General features: G+C 42.6%; 24 protein-coding genes. 7 read left to right on the forward strand and 17 right to left on the reverse strand.

All coding sequences use genetic code 11. The annotated features are described in order from the left end of the window. Positions 1–170 precede the first annotated feature (170 nt). Both yciH and IX95_RS14725 read right to left on the reverse strand, forming a co-directional pair. A complete protein-coding gene (gene yciH, locus IX95_RS14720; protein ID WP_006961002.1) occupies positions 171–482 on the reverse strand; it encodes a stress response translation initiation inhibitor YciH in 312 nt (103 codons plus the stop codon). A gap of 6 nt (positions 483–488) precedes the next feature. Next, positions 489–860 (reverse strand): DUF3319 domain-containing protein, encoded by a 372-nt coding sequence (locus IX95_RS14725; RefSeq protein ID WP_019277817.1) that lies wholly within the window; start codon positions 858–860, stop codon positions 489–491. A 99-nt stretch (positions 861–959) separates the two neighbouring features. Between IX95_RS14725 and IX95_RS14730 the strand changes: the two genes are divergently transcribed. Beyond that, a complete protein-coding gene (locus IX95_RS14730) occupies positions 960–1,916 on the forward strand; it encodes a tyrosine-type recombinase/integrase (RefSeq protein ID WP_031342364.1) in 957 nt (318 codons plus the stop codon). Here the strand turns inward: IX95_RS14730 and IX95_RS14735 are convergent. After that, on the reverse strand, positions 1,913–2,902 hold the full coding sequence (locus IX95_RS14735) for a D-alanine--D-alanine ligase (protein WP_038161320.1): 990 nt from the start codon (positions 2,900–2,902) through the stop codon (positions 1,913–1,915). The two genes, IX95_RS14730 and IX95_RS14735, sit on opposite strands and share 4 nt — an antisense overlap. A 158-nt stretch (positions 2,903–3,060) precedes the next feature. Beyond that, the gene (locus IX95_RS14740) at positions 3,061–3,630 is read right to left on the reverse strand and encodes an SPOR domain-containing protein (RefSeq protein ID WP_038161323.1); all 570 of its coding nucleotides are present in this window, start codon (positions 3,628–3,630) and stop codon (positions 3,061–3,063) included. A gap of 219 nt (positions 3,631–3,849) precedes the next feature. Here IX95_RS14740 and IX95_RS14745 point away from each other — a divergent pair, with 219 nt between their 5' ends. Next, positions 3,850–6,549 (forward strand): bifunctional acetate--CoA ligase family protein/GNAT family N-acetyltransferase, encoded by a 2,700-nt coding sequence (locus IX95_RS14745; protein WP_038161325.1) that lies wholly within the window; start codon positions 3,850–3,852, stop codon positions 6,547–6,549. Positions 6,550–6,568: 19 nt separating this feature from the next. Here IX95_RS14745 and IX95_RS14750 read toward each other — a convergent pair whose 3' ends face one another. Next, positions 6,569–7,459, reverse strand: coding sequence for a LysR family transcriptional regulator (locus IX95_RS14750; RefSeq protein WP_038161327.1), 891 nt, complete (start codon positions 7,457–7,459; stop codon positions 6,569–6,571). 257 nt (positions 7,460–7,716) lie between these two features. On the opposite strand from IX95_RS14750, the gene IX95_RS14755 reads away from it, so the two are divergent. Then, positions 7,717–9,855 (forward strand): TonB-dependent hemoglobin/transferrin/lactoferrin family receptor, encoded by a 2,139-nt coding sequence (locus IX95_RS14755; protein ID WP_038161330.1) that lies wholly within the window; start codon positions 7,717–7,719, stop codon positions 9,853–9,855. Positions 9,856–10,309: 454 nt separating this feature from the next. On the opposite strand, the gene IX95_RS14760 is transcribed toward IX95_RS14755, so the two are convergent. From IX95_RS14760 to IX95_RS14775, 4 genes are all read right to left on the reverse strand, one after another. Further along, positions 10,310–10,561: a hypothetical protein gene (locus tag IX95_RS14760; RefSeq protein WP_006961010.1), complete on the reverse strand. Its 252-nt coding sequence runs from the start codon at positions 10,559–10,561 to the stop codon at positions 10,310–10,312. After that, entirely contained in the window at positions 10,545–12,272 is a 1,728-nt protein-coding gene (locus tag IX95_RS14765; protein WP_038161334.1) for an SgrR family transcriptional regulator, read from the reverse strand. The genes IX95_RS14760 and IX95_RS14765 overlap by 17 nt, the downstream gene beginning before the upstream one ends. Before the next feature lie 75 nt (positions 12,273–12,347). Continuing rightward, positions 12,348–12,581, reverse strand: a complete 234-nt coding sequence (locus IX95_RS14770; protein ID WP_038161337.1) for a DUF3389 domain-containing protein — start codon at positions 12,579–12,581, stop codon at positions 12,348–12,350. Further along, entirely contained in the window at positions 12,581–13,033 is a 453-nt protein-coding gene (locus IX95_RS14775; protein ID WP_019277825.1) for a hotdog fold thioesterase, read from the reverse strand. The genes IX95_RS14770 and IX95_RS14775 overlap by 1 nt, the downstream gene beginning before the upstream one ends. Before the next feature lie 84 nt (positions 13,034–13,117). Here IX95_RS14775 and IX95_RS14780 point away from each other — a divergent pair, with 84 nt between their 5' ends. Further along, positions 13,118–13,906 carry a M48 family metallopeptidase gene (locus tag IX95_RS14780; RefSeq protein ID WP_038161341.1) on the forward strand — a complete coding sequence of 263 codons (789 nt, stop codon included), beginning with the start codon at positions 13,118–13,120 and terminating at the stop codon, positions 13,904–13,906. 34 nt (positions 13,907–13,940) lie between these two features. On the opposite strand, the gene IX95_RS14785 is transcribed toward IX95_RS14780, so the two are convergent. After that, a complete protein-coding gene (locus IX95_RS14785) occupies positions 13,941–15,023 on the reverse strand; it encodes a site-2 protease family protein (RefSeq protein ID WP_038161343.1) in 1,083 nt (360 codons plus the stop codon). Positions 15,024–15,258: 235 nt separating this feature from the next. On the opposite strand from IX95_RS14785, the gene IX95_RS14790 reads away from it, so the two are divergent. From IX95_RS14790 to aroQ, 3 genes are all read left to right on the forward strand, one after another. Next, on the forward strand, positions 15,259–15,816 hold the full coding sequence (locus tag IX95_RS14790) for a PhnA domain-containing protein (protein ID WP_006961016.1): 558 nt from the start codon (positions 15,259–15,261) through the stop codon (positions 15,814–15,816). 194 nt (positions 15,817–16,010) lie between these two features. Further along, a complete protein-coding gene (locus IX95_RS14795) occupies positions 16,011–17,117 on the forward strand; it encodes an alpha/beta fold hydrolase (protein WP_051912571.1) in 1,107 nt (368 codons plus the stop codon). A gap of 282 nt (positions 17,118–17,399) precedes the next feature. Then, positions 17,400–17,930: a gamma subclass chorismate mutase AroQ gene (gene aroQ, locus IX95_RS14800; protein ID WP_038161346.1), complete on the forward strand. Its 531-nt coding sequence runs from the start codon at positions 17,400–17,402 to the stop codon at positions 17,928–17,930. Positions 17,931–17,958: 28 nt separating this feature from the next. On the opposite strand, the gene IX95_RS14805 is transcribed toward aroQ, so the two are convergent. From IX95_RS14805 to IX95_RS14830, 7 genes are all read right to left on the reverse strand, one after another. Next, the gene (locus IX95_RS14805) at positions 17,959–20,373 is read right to left on the reverse strand and encodes a bifunctional diguanylate cyclase/phosphodiesterase (protein WP_051912572.1); all 2,415 of its coding nucleotides are present in this window, start codon (positions 20,371–20,373) and stop codon (positions 17,959–17,961) included. Positions 20,374–20,511: 138 nt separating this feature from the next. Further along, positions 20,512–20,826, reverse strand: coding sequence for a transporter substrate-binding domain-containing protein (locus tag IX95_RS26865; RefSeq protein WP_235202637.1), 315 nt, complete (start codon positions 20,824–20,826; stop codon positions 20,512–20,514). 12 nt (positions 20,827–20,838) lie between these two features. Then, positions 20,839–21,303 carry a transporter substrate-binding domain-containing protein gene (locus tag IX95_RS26870; RefSeq protein WP_235202638.1) on the reverse strand — a complete coding sequence of 155 codons (465 nt, stop codon included), beginning with the start codon at positions 21,301–21,303 and terminating at the stop codon, positions 20,839–20,841. Positions 21,304–21,396: 93 nt separating this feature from the next. Beyond that, on the reverse strand, positions 21,397–22,095 hold the full coding sequence (locus IX95_RS14815) for a DUF1223 domain-containing protein (RefSeq protein ID WP_038161350.1): 699 nt from the start codon (positions 22,093–22,095) through the stop codon (positions 21,397–21,399). 123 nt (positions 22,096–22,218) lie between these two features. Beyond that, on the reverse strand, positions 22,219–22,407 hold the full coding sequence (locus tag IX95_RS14820; protein ID WP_006961027.1) for a hypothetical protein: 189 nt from the start codon (positions 22,405–22,407) through the stop codon (positions 22,219–22,221). A gap of 286 nt (positions 22,408–22,693) precedes the next feature. Then, the gene (locus tag IX95_RS14825) at positions 22,694–23,653 is read right to left on the reverse strand and encodes a TerC/Alx family metal homeostasis membrane protein (protein ID WP_038161353.1); all 960 of its coding nucleotides are present in this window, start codon (positions 23,651–23,653) and stop codon (positions 22,694–22,696) included. A gap of 453 nt (positions 23,654–24,106) precedes the next feature. Further along, on the reverse strand, positions 24,107–25,852 hold the full coding sequence (locus tag IX95_RS14830) for a bifunctional metallophosphatase/5'-nucleotidase (protein ID WP_038161967.1): 1,746 nt from the start codon (positions 25,850–25,852) through the stop codon (positions 24,107–24,109). Between the last annotated feature and the right edge of the window lie 225 nt (positions 25,853–26,077).

Below are 26,077 nucleotides of genomic sequence, written 5' to 3' on the forward strand. Positions count from 1 at the left end.
AAATTGCACCTACACCCTTAGTGCGCATTATGTACGTTATGTTAAATTCACCTTTAGTGTAAGTTAGTACACCAACTCTTCTTTCATTATTTCATTCAACATAAGTTATTTACCATAAAGTATATAATAATCAGTTAGTTTAATCAAAGATTATCCAAACTGTTATTAGATCAGCCACCGGCTAGTTTTACAGTAAGGCCTTTCTTTTCAAGGTGCGCTTTAATTTTATCTCTAGCGTCGCCTTGTATTTCGATATTGCCATCTTTTACTGAGCCACCACATCCGCAAACTTTCTTAAGCTCCGCAGCAAGTAATTTAAGCGGCGCGTCATCAAGATCTAACCCAGAAACAATACAAACACCTTTGCCTTTTCGACCTTTAGTTTGGCGTTGGATACGCACGATCCCATCGCCTTTAGGTCTCTGGGCTTTTTCTTCTTCAGGTTTAATACGACCAACATCTGTGGAATAAACAAGACTCATGAATAACTACTTCTTCTGTTCGGCTTTTTGCTTAGCCAGCAAGTATGCCTCTATATGCTTCTGAATGGCAAGCTTTCCACCTTTAATTAACTTGCCATTGAAGAAACAATACCAAGTGTTAACTTCACCGGTATCGTTTTTAATGGTATAGCCATGAAAGTTTTCTTGTGATGGAGAACCCTCGGCCTGTTTTTTATTGCCTAAAGAACCAAACTCTTTTGGATCTATAATAGTGGCAGTATCACAAAACCAATCAATGCTCTTTTTTACTGCAGGCATACTTCCAGATAAAACATGATTTTTAATCTGAACTTGCCATACGTCGGTAGAACTTCCAGCAGTTTTTAGGGTGAACCCTCGATATGTCGCAGCAGCCATAATATTTTTTATTCTATTAATCAGTTAATTTAATAATAATTGTATATTGCCCTTAATCAAGTATCCTGAATAAGGATAATATCGTTATAGTGCGCTTCGATGAAAAAAAACATTAGAGCAATCACAGATTTAGCTACAAGAAATCGATTCATTAGACAGTTTACTCAATGTGTGACCATAGACACAATGAACTCACTGACAGACAGTCAGTATTCGAATAACTCTTTGTTAGCATTAACAAAAGACTGGAATCTTTTCTCCGAGTATTGCCAGAAGAAATCTGTTAATGCTCTACCCGCTTCTACCGCTGCCGTGCGCTTGTTTCTTGAAAGGGAATCAAGGCAAAGAAAATATTCCACGTTAAGGCGTTACGTGGTAACAATATCACTTGTGCATAGAGTGCTAGAAATGAGTGACCCGACCGCACACTTTTCCGTCCAACAATCTCTAGCCGCATTAAGGATTGAAAAGTCTGGTGACGCCCATCCTACTGTCCCGTTTGAACGAAAGCATCTTGAAGCGTTGACCCAAAAACTGGATAACAAGCCTTCATTAAAAGTAGTTCGAGATCTTGCGATTTATCATCTTATGTTCGAATGCATGCTGAAACGCAGTGAGCTTAAAAAGATGTCACCAGCCGACATCGAGAAAAATAGTGAAGGTTTAACAGTTCACGTCGGTTGCTCTAGCTACCCACTTTCTCAACATGGCCAAAAGTATTTATTGCGATGGCTAAACAAGCTTCCCACCCAAAATGATTACTTATTTAGTGCGATAGACAAACATGGAAATATTGGCGTTGAGCCATTGAATGACTCTTCCATTTATAGAATTTTACGTGCTGCGAGCGACAGACTAAAACTAAACGTTAAGTTTTCTGGCCAATCGTTAAGAGTTGGCGCGGTAAAAGATTTATCTCGTAAGGGAGTGAAAGCGATCGATATCCAACATTATGGTCGATGGCTTAGCCCTGCGATGCCTTATCAGTATTTGGGAAATAAGGTCACCGCAGAAACTGAAATGATGGTGTTTAAACGCTTTAAGCCGTGGGACTAAAGTGAGCTCTTGACGCAATCAGCAAGAAATTCTGAGAACTTTAGCCCACTATGCTCAACCATTTTCGGGAACATCGAAATTGGTGTCATTCCTGGGAAGGTGTTCACTTCATTCAAGTACACATTTCCTTCTGGAGTTAAAAAGAAATCAATTCGAGACAAGTGACGTAGCCTCATTTGTTTGAACACTTTCTCAGAAGCTTGTTGGATAATAAGTCGTTGATCGTCTGTAAGATTCGACGCTTCAACATCTGTTGTCGAATGACTATCTGCACTGTATTTCTCTTCGTATGAATAGAACGTGTCTTCTGGAGCTTTAATTTCTCCAGGTGGCGTCACATGCAATTGGCCTTTATATTCATACGCTGCAACCTCTAACTCGCGGGGCTTTACTGCTTTTTCGACTAAGACTTGATCTGAATATCCAAACGCATCATTGATTGCTTTTTGCAGTTGATCTTTTTCTGTCACTTTATAGCAGCCTACAGAAGAACCCTGTCTTGCTGCTTTAACGAATACACTTCCCCACTGCTCGAACGCCGCTAAGCTTTGATCATATGCCTGCTTATTATTCTCTGACAAAAAGATATAAGGCGTATTTGGAATGGAAAGTGCATCGTACCAGAGTTTGGACGTGATTTTGTTAAAGCTATTCGTACTTGCTTCAGGTCCACAGCCTAAATAAGGAATGCCTGTAAGTTCGAGCATCGATTGGATATCACCAGTTTCCCCCGGAAAGCCATGAATACATGGAACAACAAAATCCAATTTTGTTGCATTTACTTCAGAGTTCAAGGTTCCAGCGTTTGTATCGAGATAAACCAGTTGCTCACCTTGATACCAACCTTCAGGTTTCATTTCTACTCTAATCACCTCAAAGTCAGGTGTTAGCTCAAGTTGGGATTGTATGAAATCTGCTGAAACGAGCGACACTTCATGCTCAGCAGAACCGCCGCCACAAAGTAGTAAAATTGTTGTATTCGCCATTAAGGATCTTTCCGTGAAATAACAGAGGGATTAGTAGAGTTAATCATAATAAAAACTCGGCAAGGATTCATCGATTTAACCGAATTATGACCGTTCTGACAGTTTGTTTGATTGATTAATACGCATTAAAAAAGGGGCTGATGCCCCTTTTTATGAAATTAGTTAAGCTTATTCAGCGTTGGGAACTCGGAGTTCTTAATCACATCAATACTCTTAACGAAAGGTTTCATGTCTTGTAGCTCGCCTGGCAGTTTAGAAATGGCTTTCTTCGCATCAGCGCGAGTGGCGTAGTCACCGTAAAGGACTGTGTACCACTTTGTGCCGTTGACGACTTTATAGTTTTCCCACACTGGCTCGCCATCACGTGGTAGTTTACGTGCAAACTGGTCCACTTTGGTTTGGCTACCAACCGCAACAACCTGAATCGTGAAACCATAACGTGGGTTCATCGCTTTTTGTTTTGCTGTTGGAGGGATAATCGCGACTGCTGGCTTAGCCTTCTTCTGAGGTTGCATAGTAGTCATTTGCTTCTCAGCCATCGGCCTTACAGTCTTAACCGCTTCTTCCGTGACGCCGTTGGTAACGCCTTGCTCTGAAACAATCGGCTTTTCTACTGCCGCTGTTTTGTAATCCTCACGATAGCTTTCAGAGGATACGTCAGTTACGTAATCACTCGATACACACGCTGAAAGCACCACTGATAAGCCAACTATTGCGATTTTTTTCATGAATTCTTCAAATGCCTTTTGTAGAAATTACTGTAAATCATGCCGTTAGATAGGATTAGAATCAACCCAACATTCTAATTATATATCAATACACTGTGACACATGGCACAAAGTCGGAGTCACGTCAGGTGATCTGATTAAAACAACGCCTAATTATCTCTGAATTCGTTTAAGTGCTTGGTTAATATTAGCTTAAACGCTGAATGTCGGAGTGCAGAAATGAATAGTCTAAGCCACTTGCTTAAACCAAAGTCAGTCGCTGTTGTTGGAGCTTCGACCAGAGCGATGCGAGCAGGCAATATCGTTATGAAGAATCTTCTTCAAGGCGGATTCGAAGGTGCGATTATGCCCGTCACCCCACGTTATAGTTCGGTGTGTGGCGTTCTTGCTTATAAAGATATCGCGTCTCTTCCTATTAAGCCTGATGTCGCTATTCTATGTACAAACGCCAGCCGGAATTTAGAACTCTTCGAACAACTCGCGGATAAAAAAGTTAAAACGGTTATCGTGTTGTCAGCGGATATGCACTTGGCAACTGAAGAAGGCAACAGTATTCAAGATGCCTGTCTTACCATTGCTCAGCAGTCAGGTATTCGTATATTGGGTCCAAATAGCCTTGGCATTATTCTCCCCTGGCTCAACTTTAATGCGTCTTTCTCACCAGTAACGGCGCAGCAAGGAAAGATAGCCTTCATCTCTCAATCGGCAGCTATGTGCACGACGATCTTAGATTGGGCGAACGACAAAAACATTGGCTTTTCAGCTTTTATCTCTCTAGGTAACGCTTCCGATATCGACTTCGCGGACTTACTCGATTATCTGAGCACTGACTCCCACACTGAAGCTATATTGCTCTACGTAGATACGATTAAAGACGCAAGACGATTTATGTCTGCAGCTCGTGCTGCCTCGCGAAATCGCCGAATTCTAGTGTTAAAAGGCGGAAAAACCTCCGCAGGGAGATTGGCCGCTCAAGCACATACCGGCGGTGACGATACACTCGACATTATCTATGACTCCGCAATTCGCCGTACAGGCATGCTAAGAGTAAACAATTCCCATGAATTGTTTGCTGCAGTAGAAACACTCACCCACTCAGTTCCGCTTCGGGGTGAACGTTTAGCGATCATTACTAATGGCGGTGGCCCTGCAATCATGGCAGTTGATACATTGTTAGTCCGCGGTGGCAAATTAGCGGCGCTGCCCGATGACGTCGTGGACAAACTGAGCAATGTGCTCCCTTCAAGTTGGAGTTATAACAACCCTATCGATCTGGTAGGTGATGCAGGACATCAAAGGTACATCGATACGTTAAATGTTCTTATGGATAGCGATTGTGCTGATGCGATTTTAATTATGCATAGCCCATCAGCTATCGCTCATTCTGAGCAAACGGCCATGGCGATTGTGGAAGCAATTAAAGGGCACACTAGACATAAGCGATTTAATATTCTGACCAACTGGTCAGGTGAACTCACCGCGAGACCTGCTCGTCAGATATTTACTCAAGCTGGCATTCCAACATATCGAACACCGGAAAGCGCAGTTGTTGCATTCATGCACTTGGTGGAATATAGACGAAACCAAAAACAGCTGATGGAAACACCAACAACCGCAGAACCAGTGCACGTTGGTGAGTTAAACGAAGCCAAAAAGTGGATAGATGAAAAGCTACTGGATAAAGATACAGTATCTTTGGATACTCACCAAATTGGCCACTTTCTTAAGCATTTTGATTTTAATGTCCTACCGACATGGATAGCTTCTGACGCTAGTGAAGCGGTTCATGTTGCTGAACAAATCGGATACCCCGTTGCCGTTAAGCTACGTTCGCCTGACATTGCTCATAAGTCAGATGTGCAAGGTGTAATGCTAAATCTACGTAACAGCCAAGAAGTTGCGAGTGCCTCTCAAGCAATACTCGATAGGACTAAGCTCTCTTACCCTTCAGCTCATATACACGGCTTGTTAGTACAGGGCATGGCGAAACTTGCCGGCGGCGAAGAAATTCGAATCAAGGTCAAAACCGATGAAACATTTGGCCCCGTCATTTTGATTGGGCAAGGGGGTTCGGAGTGGGATGAATCGATTGACGCTGCTTCAGCGCTGCCCCCTCTAAACATGACGCTCGCACGCTATTTGATTGTTAGGGCCATTAAGAGTGGCAAGATACGCCCGCAGAAGCTGCCCGTTCCAATGGATATTCAAGGACTCTCCGAATTATTAGTTCGAATTTCCCAGATGGTGGTAGATTGCCCTCAAGTACATGAACTGGATATTCATCCAGTACTTGCGGTTGGAGATAGTTTTACGATCCTAGACGCAGATTTAGTGCTCAAAGAATACCAAGGTGATGCCCAGAAACGCTTGGCCATTCGTCCTTACCCTGTTGAGTATGAAGAAAAGATAGAATTGAGAGGTGGCGATACGATCTTAATGCGCCCTATTCTTCCCGAAGATGAGCCCGGTCATGCAGACTTCATCAACAATGTCTCTAAAGAAGACTTATACAAACGATTCTTTAGCGATGTTGGAGAGTTTAATCATGAGGCTTTGGCAAACCTGACACAAATCGATTACGACCGTGAAATGGCGTTTGTTGCGGTGGCTAACTATGATTCAGAACCTAAAATCATCGGTGTATCGCGCGCATTGATTAACCCAGAAAATACGGATGCTGAATTCGCAATATTGATTCGCTCGGACTTGAAAGGGAAAGGGCTGGGTAAAATTTTGATGAACAAAATCATTGCCTATTGCCGACACAAAGGAACGAAGCAAATATCGGGAATGACAATGCCAACCAACAGAGGAATGTTGATGCTGGCTCAGAAGCTCGGTTTTAAGCTAGATGTGCAGTTCGAGGATGGCGTTGCTGACATGGTTTTACCATTAAATGAGCTGGTGGATCGTGGATGATCCACCAGCTTCAACAGGATCACTCTTTAAGTGGCCAATTTTTCTTTAAGTATTTGATACACCACGACTTTGCTTCACCCATTTGATTGCGTTTCCAAGCAAGAATAATGTCTATATCAAATTCTTCAGTATCTGAGATCTGTGCTAACGTTCCTTTCTCTATCAATTCTTGGGCAACCGATTTCGGCAATGTTCCGATTCCCAAACCTGACTGCAGGGCATCAACCTTAGCCGACAAATTCGTTACAGTCAGTCTCGGTTGTCTCTGGAGGATATTTACACTAATTGCTGGCTGCTCTCTCGCCGTATCGGCAATTGCGATAACTCGATACTTGGCTCTGGCCTCTTCGTCAAACGGCCCATTTCGCTTGTGGACGTAATGGTTCGGCGCCGCAACCCAAATCATTTTCATCGAACCAATCGATTCAGCTTTGACATCAAGCGATAACGTTTCCGGTTTTGGGCAAACCAATAGATCTGCCCTACCTTCATCGAGTGATTCCCAACAACCCGCTAGGATTTCTTCTTGTAGTCGGATCAGTGTTGAGCTGACATTCCCTAGGGCATCAACCATAGGGAAAAAGTTCTGAACAGGCACAATACCATCGAAAGCGAGTGTGATATCGAGCTCCCAACCATTAGCGAGAACGCTAGCATCATTAACCAGTTTTTCTATTGCAGACAAAATGACTCGCCCTCTTTCAAGAATCAGTTTTCCTGCTTCTGTAAAAGTGGCTTTATGGCCAGAGCGGTCAAAGATCATGATATCGAGATCTTGCTCAAGCTTTTGAATCTGATAACTCAATGACGATGGCGCCCGATCGAGCTCATTAGCAGCTGCCGCGAAACTTCCTCTGCGATCTATCGCATCAAGGATATGCATCGCCTCTAGTGTTATTGGACTTTGCAATATTATTCTTCCTATTAATACACCCAGTGAATATCGTGATTTAAGTCACATCACCGATACGTAAGTTGAACCTTTACAATTGTTAACATAATGTTCATCTGCTTGTATTTTAAAGATTTTTCTCTAATTAAAACGCAGATCGGTAAAAAAGCCGTCAATTCTCAATAATACGAACGATAGTAATTATCATTTAGATCCTATAGAGTTCTTTGCGTTCAAACATAAGCCTAATTATGGATTTAAAGGTAATTACAACAATGTATAAAAAATCATTATTGTCAGCTTCTATTGTATTCGCCCTAGCGCCGAGTGTGCATGCTGAAGAGTATGCACTATTTGAAGAAGTAGTGGTATCCGCAACTCGTACAGAGCAAAGTAAAACAGATGTTAGCTCTTCTATTGAAACAGTCTCTGCTGATGACATCGACAGCACACTCTCAAACGATGTTAAAGAAGCTCTAAAATACACTCCGGGTGTAAACGCACAAGGTACTGGTCGATTTGGAATATCTGGTTTTAATATTCGCGGTATGGATCAAAGCCGCGTGAAGGTCATGGTTGATGACGTTCAACAGCCTGTTCCATATAACCCAGGAGCTACCGAACAAAGAAAATACCCTAACAGTATCGAGATTGACACTCTTCAGGCAATTGAGGTCAACAAGGGTCCTTCTTCGACACTATACGGTTCAGATGCTTTAGGTGGCGTAGTTCTGTTTAGAACAAAGAACCCGGAAGATGTCCTCGTAACTGATGGTAACGAACATAGATTTGGCATCAAGTCTGGTTACTCTTCAGCGAATGAAGAGTTCAAGAACACTCTAACTTGGGCAATGCGTGAAGATAAGTTAGAAACTTTGCTAATGGCAACTTATGCGAGAGGTCATGAAACAGAAACACATGGCTCTGGTTCTGAGGTGGAAGGTCCTGATCGTGGAGCTGCTAACCCCGCCGACAGTGAGCTCGGTAACCTCTTGGCAAAAGCATTCTATCAAGTAAACGAATTACACCGATTAGGTGTGACAGTTGAATACTACAACAAGCAGTATGATGAAGATGAGCTTAACTATAACGGCTACACAATCATGCCTGGTTTCACCTACACCGATAATTACAACGAAGACACAAATCAAAGACTGCGTGTCGGGGTTGAACACGAATGGATGCTTGAGACAGCTATAACAGATAAGCTTGATTGGTCACTTAACTATCAGGATTCTAGCTCTTTATCTAAAAACTACGATACTACCGGCATGAACGGAAAACGTATGCGTGAGAGAGACTCTAGCGATAAATCAATACAGTTTAATGCACAGGCATCTAAACTGGCTGAATTAGGCGCAGCTCCGCACGAATTCACGTACGGCGTAAACTACGTTTCAACTAAGTTCGAGTTAGACAATACTGATTACAAATATGACTTTGGAACAGTGACACCAGGAAGCACAGGCATACCTGACGCAGATTTATTGCAATGGGGTGTTTTCCTACAAGACCAAGCGTACTTCCTTGATGAATCTTTAATCATGACGGCTGGGCTACGATATGACTCATTTAATGCAGATCCGTCAACTGATTCTGGGTACACCACCGAGTATCCTGAAAACAAGGACAGTGCGTTCACAGGAAAGCTAGGTGCTGTGTATCATTTGAATGACAACTTGTCTGTTTTTGGACAAATCAGCCAAGGCTTTAAAGCCCCAACTGTTTATGACCTATACTACTTTTACAACCAAGGTGCCATTATTGAGGCTAACCCAAACCTGAAATCTGAAAAAAGTATTTCCTACGAGACGGGTCTACGCGGTCAGTTCAACAGCGCTAAGTTTGAATTCTCAACATTCTTCTCAGACTACAAAGACTTTATTGTGCAGGAGAAGACTGGTGAGCAAGGCGGTAAAGACGTCATCTCTAAGAAAAACCTTGATGAAGTTGAGATATATGGTGCCGAGTTCAGCTCCACTGTTCTACTCGATGAAGCATTCAATGCACCTCAAGGTGTATACTCTCGCTTAGCAGTAGCATATGCAGATGGCGAAGATAAAAAGACTGGGAACGATTTAGACTCAGTAGCACCACTGACAGCAGATCTTGGCTTAGGTATCAATCGAGAGAAATTTGGTGCTTTAGCAAATGTTAAAATGGTTGCTAGTAAATCAGAATGGAACAGCGACTCAAATGCAGATGCCCCAGGTTATGCTCTTGTTGATTTAACTGCATTTTATCGTCCTATGAACGATCTAACGTTGCGTGCTGGTTTGTTTAACATCCTAGATAAAAAGTACTGGTTATACGAAGACCTTTCTGGGTATGACGCAACAGGCGAGACCTTTAGCATTGACTCGAAAAGCCAACCAGGTCGTAACTGGGGTGTAAGTGTAGATTACCAGTTCTAACAGAATCCAACACACTGTCTATAATTCAAAGCCAGCTTTATGCTGGCTTTTTTTACTTTCAAACTACAGATAGTTAAACGCAAAAAACAAAAAAGCCCCCGAATCTGGGAGCTTTCGTAGTTCATTCAAAAAAAGATAACAAAAAATGTTATGAATGAAACGGTAATTATTTTGAGCTTGTCATCTCTTTCTTAACCATTACAGCTGACGTGACGATGAAAGCGATGATGAGACCTAGCTCCATTGATAACCCCTATTGTTTGCAAAGTTGATAGACTGGACTAATTTTTGAACAGCGCCATTCTAACACTTTTAAAATTCAATGATAGCTCTTAACGATATTTTTACGATTTTTATCGACTAAGATCAAAATCAGTGCGCCTAGCCTCATTTTCAACAGAATTCTCGGTCAATATTACTGTTAATTTTGTTAAAAGATTATGCTAAGTCAGCTCTACTTCATAGTGACTTTTCCGCCAATAATTTTGTATGCGGGAGCACCTCTAATCAATGCTTCTCTCGCGAACTCACGACCACATTCAGGGCAATGGCACGCCAGTTTTGTGTAATCTTCGACAATACGCTCTTTAAAACACTTCACCAGTGCCCCTTTACCGCCCTTTCGGTATTTGAAGAGCTGAGATTTACACTTGGAGCAATAGATATCTACTGTTTTACTGGGTTGTTTCTTATTCGGCTTTGCCATTTAACATCTCTGAATCTTCGCTTAACTTCTCTGGCTTCAGCCAAACCTGACTAAAATCAAACCAACCGAGCGCATTACATTTTGCGTTTTGCAGCGAGCCACATTGGTCTTTACTGATTCCCAACCAACAATGAAACATAGGAATGATCTGCATTTTCTCTACAAGAGATTTTCCTAAGTCTTTTGCTGGGAAAACGCTATTTTCTTCTGCTTGCCAAACCTCAACAAGGCTAGACCAATATTTAAAGTCTTCAGGCTTACTCAACTGCTCAATATCGCTATAGTTAAGTAGCCAACCTGCTAATCCATCTTCGCGATTGTTTGCAATACCCATCGGTTTGACCCAAATATCAACATCATCAATATCCGGTAGAGTGATGTCATACTTAATAAGTTCAACTTCTAAGTTATCTTGCTTCAATAGCGACTCAATACACTTTACCAATGTCGGGAACATTGGGTGTTGTCCGTGGTATGCAATCGTTACTTTTCGGTAGGAAGGCGGCGACGTATAGTGCCCTTGCCTAGTATGGTGATACCAGCCTGGCTTCAGCCCATGGGCAGGTAGCACACCTAATTCCACTATCTTTTCCTGAGGAAGTTCCTGATATAGATTCAGGGATCCAAGGCGGTGACTGAAGTAATTCGCCCATTCGTCAGATTTCGCTAACCCACTACTACGGTTGAGCAACAAATAGGTACAGCCTGGGTCAAGCTCAACTTCATCACTGTAGGTTCCTGTTTCAGGTTTAATTGGATTCGTCATACTCGGAAATACCATTGATGAATGAATATCATCAATTACCCAGACTTCTACACGGTCCATTAGAGGCCTGAAACCAAAATAGCCATCAAAAGCTTGTAAAACAAGCCTTTTGTCATCATTTTGAATTACTTTGTAAGGCCCTGTTCCAACCGGGTTTACGTCGTAATCTTCCGCTCTGGAGTTCTCTGGTAATAGGACTTTAGCATCAGATTCAGACAATAATAGTGGTAAGTGGAAGTTATTCTTTTTAAGAATCACATCAACAACGCAACGGCCTGGGCTAACCACATCTTCTATATGTGAGTACAGGTTTTTGCTCTTTAGTGCGAGTAATGAGTTAACAACCATGTCCGTTGTTAGGAGGTCGCCGTTGTGAAAACGTACATTTGGTCTGAGATAGAACCGCCAATGCTGAGGAGAGAGCATCTCCCATGTGTGGGCAAGATCAGGACAGAGCTTCTCACTGTCATCAAGGCGAGTCAGCCCACTAAAGATTTGACGAGCAATATGCTGCTCTGAACGACGAACTGGCTTTTCAGGATTGAGCATGGATAGCGGGCGATAGTATGGCAATCTTAAGACTTGTTGCCCTTCTAGCTGCTGCACGCCCAGATAACTTTCAACTACTTGCGCAAGTTTCGCAGAGTCTTGGTCCAGTACTTTAAGCGCTTGGCCAATTTTCCCTTCTTCAAGATATCGCCTAGCGAGGTTTTCGCTGACATCAGTACGACTGCGTTTGAAGTTAAGTTGAGAAAGCTTACCTCGCCCCGGAGAAGGATGCCATTCGATCCACCCTTCCTCTTCCATTTTGTTGAGTACGATGCGTGCGTTGCGTCTAGTACAAAACAGAATCTCGGTAATTTCTTCAAGTTGAACACCACAATCTTTGCCATTGTAGTGTTCAAATAAGGTTTCAAATTGAACACGAAGTCTGGGGCTACTCATAAAGAGGAAATCTCAAATAAACATGACCAGACTAAGTTTCCTTATTTATATCGAAGAAGCAAGTACGTTTTAGGGTTATTGAATATCGATCCCGATTTCGCTTGCGATTTTGAACAGTTGTTGTTCGTTATCAAGCTTGATAGACCATTTGGTCTCAGAGCCATTGGCAGCAATAACGTTAGCACCTCGACCGATAAGTTGAATTGCATCCACCTGAGCCTGCAATGTGATCATGTGTTCTGTAGCAACTTTCACCACAATTTCATGAGACGTGACGATGATTTTTCCGCTTTTAAATTCAACAACCATTATTGGTTAGCCTTAAGAGATTGTTTAGCGTTGCGTTTCTTCTTTACTGCAATGGTAAGACGACTGGTACACACTAATCTTTCTCGCTCATCAGTAATATTGATTTGCCATACTTGCGTAGAGATACCGAGATGAATCGGCTCCGCTCGACCAATAACCTGACCTTCTCGCATCGAGCGAATGTGGTTGGCATTAATATCCAGCCCGACGCAATAGGCATCATCTTCAACACAAAAGTTTGCCGCAACAGAACCTAAGGTTTCAGCCAACACTACCGAAGCACCGCCATGTAGCATTCCCAGAGGCTGGTGGGTGAAATGACAGACTGGCATTGTGGCTTCAATGAAATCTTCGCCAACTTTGCTATAAATGATCTTTAAGTGATCTATCAAAGTATTTTCAGATGTCGCATTTAGACGATCAAGGTCAATAGGTCGTTTCCAGATAGTCATATAAGTACTCGTGATGATTCGTTACAAAGCATTGTAACCTAATGGTATGATTAGCAAAATAATAAGAGTGAAACGGAGCGTTCCATGCATAACTGGTTGAAATATACAGCCTTAGCTACCGTTGTAGGGTTAGCTGCCTGCACCTCATCGCCAACAGGACGAAATCAATTGCTGCTTTTTTCTGATCAAGACATGAGTGCTCTCGGCGCCCAGTCTTTTGAACAAATGAAGCAGCAGCAAAAAATAAGCAAAGACAAAAAGATAAACGCATATGTCCAGTGTGTCGCGAAAGCCGTCACGCAGCAAGTTCCTCAACAACCAGAGTTTAAAGATTGGGAAGTTGTGGTTTTTGATAGTGACCAAGTCAATGCTTTTGCACTGCCTGGAGGTAAAATTGGCGTTTATACTGGGCTGCTCAAAGTCGCGAAGAATGAAGATCAACTGGCAACTGTCATTGGTCATGAAATCGCGCATGTTCTCGCCGATCACAGTAACGAAAGGCTTTCACAATCTCAGTTAGCGAATGCTGGCTTGCAAATTACTGGAGCCGCACTAGGTTCTTCAGAGTACGCTCAGTATCAAAATGCAACCATGGCCGCTTTGGGGCTTGGCGTGCAATACGGGGTGTTATTGCCTTACGGACGAACTCAGGAGTCTGAAGCAGATATTGTTGGTTTAGAAATCATGGCAAAAGCCGGTTTTGATCCGAACGAGAGTATTAGCTTGTGGCGAAACATGGCTAAAGCTTCAGGTGGAAGTCAGCCGCCTGAATTGCTTTCCACCCACCCTTCACACGACACTCGCATAAACGATTTATCAGCCAAGATAAAGACGTTGCCAAACTACAATGTGAAGAAACCAAACTGTTCGTAAACAAATTGGGGAGCGAAATGCTCCCCAATTTGTTCTAAGTCCCCAATATCATAAGTGGCAGCTGTAAAAGCTGATCGCCTGTCCCGGCGAAATACCAAATGATACCAATCAGGCCAGCTACTAACGCAACGTACCAAACGGCGGCGACAACCTGACCATACCTATCAAGCGGCAATAGATGGCTGTGGTGCCTCCCTCGCCACTCGATGACAATTTCTAATGTGCCCATAATAAGCAAGAAGCCAAACAGCGTTAATCCCAATGAGTAACTCAACGCAACGCCACCAAGCGCAGCCGCTGTACATAGCATAATTCCCATCAGGCTGTTCATAGAGAAGCTGATGCTTTTGAGAACATGGCCTCCGTCAAGAGGCAGGATTGGCAAGAGGTTAAATAAATTGAGGAAAGCATTAAAAACCGCCAAGCCCGCAAAGAACATCTCACCCGTTATCCAATAAAGTACAACCAGAATGAGTGACAATACAAAACCAAACATTGGGCCCATGATGGAGATGACGACATCCTGCCAGCGCGTATTGATCTTTTCATCACTTAACGCCAATCCTCCAAGAAAAGGCACTAAGTAAATGCCTTTGGTTTTCATACCAAAGTACTTCATCGCCTTAACGTGGCCATATTCATGGAATACCAAACAAGCAATCAATGCCAAAGCAAACTGAAAGGAAAACAGCCACGAATATGCAGCCAGGCTGGCTGAGGCCAAAACGACTTTAATCAGCTTTGCACTTTTGAAAGCTTTCATGCCAAGTGACAACAAACCAATTAGACTAAACCTTTTCTCAGGCTCTGGTGGCGTAAACGGTGTTTGCTGCTCTATATCTTTTGTATCACGGCTACCTTGAGCAATTAACTGTTCATTGAGTATCGCTTTATATTCAATTAAAAAAGGTTGCCAATCGAGTGATGTTTCAAGTCGGCATATCAGCTCTTCTTCACCGTTGAACAGTTTGAATTCATGCGACGACTCTTTACCACGCTCAGAATCCGCATCAAGCTGGGAAACTAATTGATTATCCCAAAAGAGTTGCTGCCAACCAGCCAAAGAGCCCTCAAGGCGCAAAGGCTTACCCAAAAAATCGATAGAAAGCAGTTCCAATGTCAGTCCTACAAAATTGGTATATAAACGCCGCTCATTATGCCGATTGTTATAAAAATGGTAAAGAATAGGAATCGCACTAGTGACAGCGTCACACATATAAGATAACTATTGCGGGAATAATCCGCTAAATCAAGGCGGTTCGTACTCTACAAAGCCAATACCCCTTTATTTTCGATGGATAAAGTGGATAATAGCGCCCTTGATTTAATACCTATTTATATGTGAGCCCATTATGTCTTCAGAAGCGACCATGCTAGAACGTTGCCAATCTAAGTGTGAATTGTGCAGTGCTGAATCTCAGCTAACCGCCTACGCCGTTCCACCACACAGCCATGTGACTGTGGATCACGCTATTATGGTTTGCGACACATGTCTTGGTGAAATTGACGAGCCTAAAGACATCAACCACTGGCGTTGTTTGAACGATAGCATGTGGAGCCAAGTTCCAGGTGTGCAAGTCACAGCATGGCGCCAGCTAACGCGCTTAAACAGCGAAAGCTGGGCACAAGATGCGCTAGACATGATGTACATGGAAGAAGAGCAAATGAACTGGGCCATGATTGGTATGTCTGCAGATGACAAACCACTTGATTGCAACGGCGTTGAACTGAAAAAAGGTGACGACGTAACGGTAATCAAAGACCTGCCGGTACGTGGCACTAACCAAGTCATCAAGCAAGGTACCGTTATCCGTGGAATCAGCATTGGCGACGATCCTAAGCTTGTTTCTGGTAAAGCGAACGGTGGTCAATCTATGTACGTTATCGCTGAATACTGCCGTAAGAAGTAGTTATAAATTGATGATTTTTCTAAGGGCGCTATTCAGCGCCCTTTTTAATGCGCTTAAATTTCACACCAAAGTTTCTAATTAAAGTCTAATTCATAATGATTAACTGTTAATCAACCAATATGAAGCCATACACTTATGCTTCGGCCGTTTAAGATTCAGCATTCCTCACGTCTAGAGATAACATAAAGTTGGCTATGAAAAGTATAAAACTCTTGCTCATATTGGTGAGTCTCTCCTCTTCGCACGTTGCTTTCAGTAACGAGTTCTATTCAGAAAAACATCATGGCAATGTTCAGTTCTACTCTTTGGGAGATTTTGAGCTAGAAAGTGACCAGGTTTTGCGTGATGCACAACTTGCGTACACAACGCACGGTCGTCTCAATAGAGATAAAGGCAACGCGATACTTGTCACGACCTGGTACGGCGCAACGAATAAGGTAATGGATGATGTTTACATCGGGCCGGACAAGGCGTTAAACCCAGATAAATACTTTATCGTTGTGGTCAATCAATTGGGTAACGGCTTATCGACATCACCTAACAACTCCAAAACACAGCCTGACGATACATTTCCCAAATTAAGCATTAGCGATGACGTGTCGGCACAGCATCAGCTATTGTCTGACAAATTTGGCATCAAACAACTCGCTTTAGTCGTGGGTGGCTCAATGGGAGCACAACAAGTTTGGGAATGGGCGGTTCGTTACCCAGACATGGTTCAGAGAGCGGCTCCAATAGCGGGCACAGCAACCAACTCTGCAATGGCTTCACTCATTTCTGAAATACTAGAAGATGCGATCATCTCTGATCCTGCGTTCAGCGAGGGTGAATATGATGACTATAGAAATGTGAATGATGGTTTGAGTAGACATGCTGATTTATGGTCAGTGTTTGGATTTAGCAAAGCCTTCTATGACCAGCAGCTATACAAAAAGTTAGGCTTTCAGAGCGTAGACAGCTTTCTCGATGGCGCTACAAGACGCTCTTTCACATCAATGGAGCCTAACGTTCTCCTTTCTATGATTGATAAATGGCAGAGTCATGACGTAACACTCCCGGGAAAATCTCTCGAACAGACACTCCATGGTATCCGCGCCCTCACTTACGTTATTTCAATCGACACTGACGGCGTTTTCCCACCAGAAGAGCTGAAGAAACTTCAGACAATAACACCGAACAGTACCTATAAAGAACTTAAAACACCTTATGGGCATTTTGCGCTTGCCGGTTTGGACATTCACTTTGTTGAACAAGTTGATGAGAACCTAAGTGAGCTTTTGAATTTGCCAGCCCCAAAATAACGCTGAAACATGGGTGAAACAAATCTCGCAGGGTGATGCATTAGTCTGCGAACGTCGCATAGCATAGGTGCGACATCTATCCGCCTTACGGATAAACCAACATTTAATCTCTACTCTCTCGTAGATCGGTTAGCCCCAACTTCGGTTGGGGCCTTTTTTATCGTCATTAAAATACTTATAGCTTGTTAACTCAGCCCTTTTGGAGAATTAGATACTGTATTTATGCATCTGTGCTTATATACTATTTTGCAACTCTAAACTTAACATCAGGAACTTATTTCAATGCGACTTTTACCCCTCCTCCTCACCAGCGCAGTCATGTCTTTTCAAGTCTTCGCCTCCCCTACAAAAACGGATATTTTCTCAACCATAGATCATCGCCTCAGTTACATGGAGGACGTCGCACTGCACAAAGCAAACAATGGTATAGCGGTAGAAGATAAGAAAAGAGACGCCGTCGTCATTGAGTCTGCTAGCGTAGCGGCAGAAAAAGAAGGCTTAGACAAACAAAGTGTTGAAGCATTTTTTGCCGCTCAGATTTCCGCAGCAAAGGCGATTCAGTTCCGATACCGAGCTGATTTATTGACCGCACAAGAAACGCGTACTCCAAGAGATCTTAAGACAGTTATTCGCCCTGAACTAATCAAACTTGGCCAAGAGATAACGTCGGGAATTGCGGAGTACCTAGATGAAGGCGGCGAATTTAAACAAAGTGACTGGCCAACATTTCAAGCAGCGATTAACGAAAGATATTTGACAGACGCCGATAAGAAAGCGCTCTTTGCTGCGTTGGTGCTCATTAAAACTCAATAACTTTTTACTAGGAGGCGACGAGCCTCCTTTACGCTCGCTCTCGCTGAGCGTATCTATCGCATAGCTGATTGAAGGTCAGTGGTTTATCGAAATAGTAGCCTTGAAGCACCTGGCAGCCCATTTGGTTTAGCAACTCCGCCTGACGTTTGGTCTCCACCCCTTCTGCCACTACATTAAGCTGATTAGAGTGCCCCATCGCTATGATGGTATTAGCTAAGCTGTCCAAATAGTTGTCATCGTTGATATCACGTATGAACTGTCGATCAATTTTGATCTCCGATATTGGTAGTTCGTTAACATACCGGAGAGAACAATAACCCGTCCCAAAATCATCAAGAGAAACACCAAATCCTTCCGCACTCAAGTTCGTTAATATGTCTTTGACTCTGTCCGTATCTTCAATAACAACATTCTCTGTAATTTCAAAAGTAACCAGATGATTGTTCAACTCGTTTGAATGGAGAATGTCTTTGGCTTTTGATTCAAAATCTTTATGAAGAAGCTGTAATGGAGAGATATTAATCGCAACGCCAACTTGGCTTTGATTCAATCGATTGAACAAGACGATATCTTTACAGGCCTGCTTCATCACAAAGTCGCCAATCTCGATGATCAATCCCGTTTTTTCAGCGACATCTATAAACTTATCCGGAGAAACATAACCAAATTCCAGTGAATGCCAACGACACAATGCCTCAACTCCAATGATCTCGCCGCTAGCAGCATTAATTTTAGGTTGGTAATGAACGCTGATTTCTTCTCTCGCCAAAGCAAAACTTAACTGCTCTTCTAGCGCAAACTGATATTCCAATATGTCGCTGATTCCTTTGGTGAAAAGCTGAATTTGACCTTTTGTTTTTTCTTTAGAAGTGTAAAGAGCAACATCAGAGTGAGATAACAATTCGGAAGAATTAGCGCCATGCTCAGGGAAAATTGCGATACCAATACTGCAGCTGGTGGATAACTGAATACCATGAAATAGAATAGGAACGGCTATGGCCTCTTGAATCCTTTCAGCTCTGAGATTTGCTTCTTCCACTTCAACAATAGGAAAACCAAAAACAAACTCGTCTCCACCAAAGCGAACCAATATTTCATCATCACGTTTGAGTTTCGAGAATGTCGCACTCACAGCTTTAAGCAACTCATCTCCAGCGTGGTGACCATATTTATCATTGATCCTTTTAAAGTCATCCAAATCAACGAATAAGACCGCGTATTTCGACTTATCTGTTTTGCATTTTTCGATGCAGCTGTCCAATTGCGCATCCAGTCGGCTACGGTTAGGAATACCTGTCAACGAATCGATGTGGGCCAACCTTTCCAATTGCATGCTGCTTATCTCAAGCTGCTTAATATCCTCTTCGATTCTTTGCTGATAGTCATCAAAGCGCCTTTTGACCAATTTGCTGGCCCAAAACGACAAAGTGACAAGAAGCGACATTAATCCAACTAGAATAAGAATCACGCGAAGGAGGTCTTCTGAATGGGCTTGTTTTAGCTTAACCACTTGCGGGCTCAAAACACGTTCAACATGCTCAGTAAAAAAACCCGTTCCAATAATCCATCCCCATTCCGGTAATACCTGAACATAACTAACTTTATTTGAGTTGAAGATGCCTTCTGGGGTGTAGGGACTCTGGTATTCCACAAATCCTGACAAGTTGCCATTTAATGTTGTTCTAATTGTTTCAAGGAGCTCAGGCTCAGGATCTCCAATTCGGTCAGGGTCTTTATGCGCTAGTGTCACGCCTTTCATATCCATTACAAATACGTAGTTATCTTCTCCAAATCTTAATGCTGTCAGCCATTCTAGAAGCCTAAGCTTTATCTCATCCTCGACGTCAGAAACGTACTCACCAGTCCCGATAAACCAGTCAAAAGGTTCAAATTCCTTACCAAATCCGATCTTTTCAAACTCAACATCACCTTGTCCTGGTTTCTTATACCACCATTGGTAAAAGGCTTCGCCATTAACCGATTGTCGGATGAGATCGATATGTTCTTTTAATATCAATGTTCCCTTGCTGTCTTTAGCGTCAATTTTGGACGTTCCTTCAATATGAGGAAGCAATCCATGCATAACGCTCGTACCTTCCATAGAAAATATAAAGAAGTAGCCACGACCTTCATTAAACCTCACATCTCTCAATGCTTCAGATATTAAGGATTGAAGTTCTTCTTCTGCGTAATTGGGAAAAGAGCGATACAAACCGCTGGCGATGCTATGCGCTTCATAAATTCGTTCTCGAATATCGGCTTTTAATACATCGACTGCTTGAGAGGTTTCGAAAAGCAAATGTTGATGGATATTTTGCAATTGGCGTTTTGATTGTTCGCGTTGGCTCTCTATAAAGTCTTGTCGAAAGCCATCCAACAACGCATCAATTTTTCTTTGTTCCTCTCCGACAAAAATCAAAGTTATGGCTAACATTACCGTCATAGTGAGTGTCACCGGTAATATTTTTATACTTCGTAACAGCCATAATTCTGAATCATTTGTCATAGACGAGCCCTGTAACCATAACCACAACTCTCTAATTATAGCTTTTGATTGTTAAGAGCTTTTCGTAATACAAGGTCACTTGTCGCCCGGTATCGCATATTTGAGCTTTCCTTCACTCTTAAGCATTTCAAAATACTTCCCAGACTCTCTCATTTTTTCAAAACCTCGCTCACATTGATTAAGAATCTCCTGTGCATTGGGAAAAGAGCGGGAAACCATGAGATGAAGCGAAGTTCCGGGAAATGGGTCGGGTAAGATACCGAAGAGATGCTGTGAATCTGGAAAAAGTTTAGCAATCCATTTCCAACCAGATTCTGGATCAGCTGGGAGATAATCAATTCGGCCTTTTTGTAGCATTTGAAACGCTTTTTCTTCTGTTTGAGCTAGCACATACTCGTGCCCCTACTCATCAAATTTTTCTTTAATGTAATAACCGAGATAAGTTCCGATACGATAGGACATTAGTTCTCCAAGACTGACAGAGTCAGCCTTAGGAACAAGTGGTCGATAATAAAAAATTCTAGGCGGGTTTGCCGATTGAGTTATTGAAACAGAGAAGTCAGCAAATTCCTTTCTCGTTTTTGTGACAGCATAAGGGAAGGCGGCGAAAGCAGAACCATGTTTCACCATAGTTTCAGCCCTTAACCAAGGAACATACGCCACTTCAATGTTCGTCTCCTCGCTTTGACACATTTCAATAACGAGATCGACAAAAAAACCTTTACCTTCTTCTTTTGATGCATCTAAAACATATGGAGGCCAAACATCAGTAACAAAAGTTACCGTCTTCGCATATGTTTGACTGGTAAAAAATGCGAGCAGTACAAATAGACTTGGCAATTTAATTGCGTCTCTTAAAGTGCCCATATTAATGCCCTGCTAACAAAACCATTAATATGCTTCTAGTACAAAAGTGGTAACACTTCAAGCGTGACGGCGTCACATTAAGTCGGGTAATCTCTATTCAATTTTTCCTGCTACAGTCTGAATTCTCTCAAAACTGCCTGGTTTTGTTACCCAAGCAACCACAGCATCAATGTCATTCAGTTCATTCGTCAATTCAAAATGCCAGGTTCCGGTCGAGGAGCGACTTTGCTGACGTTCCTTAGCGATAAAGTCGTGTTCAAGTGACTTCCCTCTGTTTTCTCCGGCCTTCACTATGGTGGTTCGATTGTTCGCAAGAAACACAATCGTCGCGTCTAGATGTCCAGATTTGTCGAAGTTAAGAATGAATTTATTTCCTTTGCGACTAAGTGTCAGTCTCTCTGCGTTTCTAGGCTCTAAAGCTGGTAGCTCGCGGTTAACCCAATTGAAGAAGCCGCGCCATTCTTTACCATCAACAATAAATCCTGGCGTATAGACGCTACCCACGACATCATATGCACGATAAAGACGCTGAAGTTGGGAGTATTCAGGTTTAGCAAAATCGTCTTGCCAACCAAGGTAATCCCAATAATCGACGTGATAAGCCACTGGGATAATTTCCTTCCATAGTCGATCACTTTCTTCAAACGTCGATAAATACTTGTCCGCTGGTGGGCAACTGGAACACCCTTCTGACGTAAATAACTCTATAACTTGAGCAGGTTGACCTTCGTGTGACCAGATTTGTCCACTAGAGAGGGTTGAGGCGACGGATATCGCTAATAATGTGTTCATAGACAGATCCTCTGATGTACTACTGACTATGACCGACCTAATGCTGACTCTATTTCATTAAAATAAAACAAAAAAAACGCCAGCATTTCTGCTGGCGCTTAACAGTCTGTAAATGTACGTCTATTAACGATATAGACCGATATCCTTTTGGATGTGACCAGACATGTCACTTGCGTAGTAAGCGCGAGGTGTATTGTCTGTGAAAAGAATATCTAGTAGGTGTGCAATCAATCCTTTGAAAGTAACCGAGTAGGTTTTTTTGTCCATAGAGATTGGAGCGTTGATAGTTCCGATGTGCATTGCCTGTGCCATGATTGCCTCTCTATAAATCGTGTAATTCGTTTCGTTGAGGGGATATTAAGCAATAAATTACTGTTCAAAAAATGACAAATTTTTCTATTTGACATTAGTTTTTCTAATGAAACAAACCATTAACATGACAGTTTAAAAAAAATGCAACCAAAGCTGGATATAGTGCTTATTTATCCACTTTGATTGCATTTGCTATTTATTGACCACTCAGAAATACGCCTCAAGTCACAAATATTTTACAACCTTACACATATTCAAGCTGGTAATTTGTCTCGATTAAATTAGTTTATTTATCGATACTTACTTCAACTTCTGATACCAATCTCTTTTGTTTGACCACCGATGCCACAACTGCAATAGACATAGTAATCAGTAATACAGCTAATGACAGCGGAGTGGGTATCTCCCAAGGTGACCCAACTAGCATCATCTTAATGCCAATGAAAATCATGATGAAGGACAATGCTGGTTTAAGGTAGATAAACTTATCCATCATGCCTTGGAGAACAAAGTACAAAGAGCGAAGGCCCAGCAAGGCGAATACGTTCGCCGCAAGTACAAGAAACGGCTCTTGCGTAACAGCAAAGATGGCAGGAATGGAATCAAGTGCAAACATGACATCCATAAATGCAATCACACCAATTACAATCGCCATCGGTGTTAACACTCGTTTGCCCTGCTCCACAACCATCAGTGCGTTACCACGAAAATCATCAGTTACGTTCGCCCACTTCCTTATTAGCTTTTCAGGCAAGGGATTCACCTCATCTTCTCCTTTATCCGTTGCCAACTGTACGCCCGTCCAAATGAGGAACAGAGCAAAGACATAAAGAATCCAATGGTACTGAGCGAGCAATTGAGCACCCACTGCAATCATGATGGCACGCAAGACAAGCGCACCAATCACACCCCAGAGTAATGCTCGTGGACGTAAGTGTTCTGGTACTAAGTACTGATGGAAGATGATGGCAAACACAAACAGGTTATCGACACTCAGTGACTTTTCTAGCAGATAGCCGGTTATGAATGATACGGTCGCTTTCTCAGCGCTGTAATTGCTTGCTGGTGTATAAACATCCCAAAAGAAATAGATGCTAGCAGCGAATATGAACGCGATCAGAAACCAGAATAAGCTCCACGCTGTCGATTTCTTGATACTGATGTTGCCGCCACGAGTTTGCCATATATCTAAAGCCACCATAGATAGCGTTAGCAAACCAAAACCGAGATAAGTAGATAGGGTCATTGCTCCTCCTGAGCGGAGGGATCTGAACATTTTTGACGATCCCACCGCAAACAAACCAATCCAATGTGTAATTACATTGGTAACTTGATTGCGTTGGTCTCGTCGAAATGTATGCCACGTAAAGACGACAACATTTATACTTACCGGATAGAACTGAGTCTAACGAGATGACGATAAGTAAACTAGAGGCGACTACTCCCCAAACAGATCGGATTGTATTCTTGCTTATGGAAAACGTCTATAGCTAGAATCAAAAAAGGAGCCGACTTGGCTCCTTTTTTACATTAAGCGGAAAATTTACCGCCAGGTTATACTCCCCCAACAGGGATAAAGTATACCAGTGCAGACCAAACGCCTACCCAGCTAATCACGACAGCAACGTCGATCCAGTCTCTACTCCACATAGATTCCCCCAGAGTAACATTCATTTACTCAATTAACTCGGAGAATAAATTAGCAACCTTTATGCCACCACGTTTGCACGCACTGCTGTGGTCTATTCAAAGTATCGGGCCAGTCTGTCAGCAACTCGATAAAACAGTCGGCCATGGATGTCGTTGTAACAACGCCTTCATCTAGCATGTTCAGCATCGCCTCATACCCTTCTTTCCCTTTCATGGTATAGGCTGACGACGTCCCAACATAGTACTTTTCATCATCGACTTTTTGCCAACCAGCATCAGAATTAAAGATTTCCAGACCAAGGATCCGGTTGCCGATTGGCGCTTCAGGCGCGTATTCAAAGTTCAAATTAAATGTATATGGATAGGAGCCATCTCCTGTCCCTACTACGCCATTATTAGTGGCATTGTTAATGGCCCCTTCGAGTGCAGCGGCAATGTCCTTCCCTTTGAGTTGATAAACGCCAATCGGTACGGCAAACGGCAGTAGCTTTCCAGCAATATCAGCAACGGAAACATTTCCGACATTGAGTGAGTTTCGAACACCACCAGCGTTATGAATAGCAAACTCAGCATTGTGACCAAGCTTTTTCATAGAGTGAACAAAAGATTCCGCAACTAATGGCGCTAATTCACTGGCTCCTACCTCATCAGGGATTCGTACATGTCTCAGTGGCTTGTTAGCGTGTGCAATGACGTTACGTTGTAGCGTTCTAACACGAGAAACGTACCTTTCATTAAGTAAAGTCTGTACTTCTTTGTCTTTCTTACACACCAGGACGTTCGGGTGGTTATCAATAAACTCACGAGCGGTGTGATAAGGCAGCTCATTAGTTGTTTCACTCATACTGGCATCAAGGAACACCCTTCGACCTAGCAAGAGCTCATTCTTACCGTTGAATTCAACGATCTCACCTTGCTCGTTAAAATCGATGTCACAATGGCCCATACTTAACGCATGGTATCCCGCCTGTACAACATGGGTCCCATTGATTTTGATGCCGTAATCATCATCCTTTTTAAGTCCGAGATCACTGAAATCACCTTGTAAACGGTGACTATGACCACCAACAATGACACTGATTCCATCTACTTTTGACGCCATGTCTAGGTCAGCATCGTATCCCATGTGGCTCAATAGAATGATTTTATTGATACCTTGGCTTCGAATCTGCTCTACCGTGCGAGTTGCTGTTTCTATCGCATTTACGAACGGCGTATCTAGGTCTGGGTTTGAAATGTCTGCCATTTTATCCAGTGCCAAGGAAAAGATAGCGATGGGTTCACCGTCTACCTCTTTTACTATCCACTGAGCGGACTGAGTGTCCGGGACATAAGAATGGACACGCGGCTTATCTCTTAAAGTCAGTTCTTTATCCTGACTTTCTTTCGATAGGTCCCAGTTGCCGGCAAGCAAAGGGAATTCAATTTGTTCTACAAATTTCGCAACAGGCAGGTTACCCATATCCAATTCATGGTTACCTAAGGCCATCGCATCTATATTGAGCGCATTGAGCATGGTCGCGTTCGCTTCCCCCTTAAACAGGGAGAAATACAAAGTGCCCTGAAAACAATCTCCTGCGTGGACGAACACCATTTGGCGATTGTCAGATAGTGATTCTTCGAGCTGTTTTTTACGTGTCGCTATACGCGCAAAGCCCCCAGCACTCACATACGGAGTAAGGGTTTCGCCTTCTACATTAATCGTAAGCTGTAGCGACGTTGGTTCAAAATAAGAATGGGTATCGTTAATGTGCGCAAGCCTAATCTTAGCCGCTTTATTGTTTTTATATTTCATATTTTCTTCTCTCATATTCGACTACATCGTATCCCATCCTTTATGACAAATTCATTAACTTTCACACTTTTATTGTATACGCCGTTCTATATACATTGACTAAGTTGAGCAAGATCTCTTGTTGTTGATAGTAGATTACACCGAGCAAGCACAAACTTTGTGAGGTAAGCTTCTGCTTATTAGAGGTTTTTCTATTATGCTTTAGGTAACAATAGCTCAAACGGA

It is taken from the genome of Vibrio sp. B183 (genome assembly GCF_000740665.1).
Lineage (GTDB): Bacteria > Pseudomonadota > Gammaproteobacteria > Enterobacterales > Vibrionaceae > Vibrio > Vibrio coralliilyticus.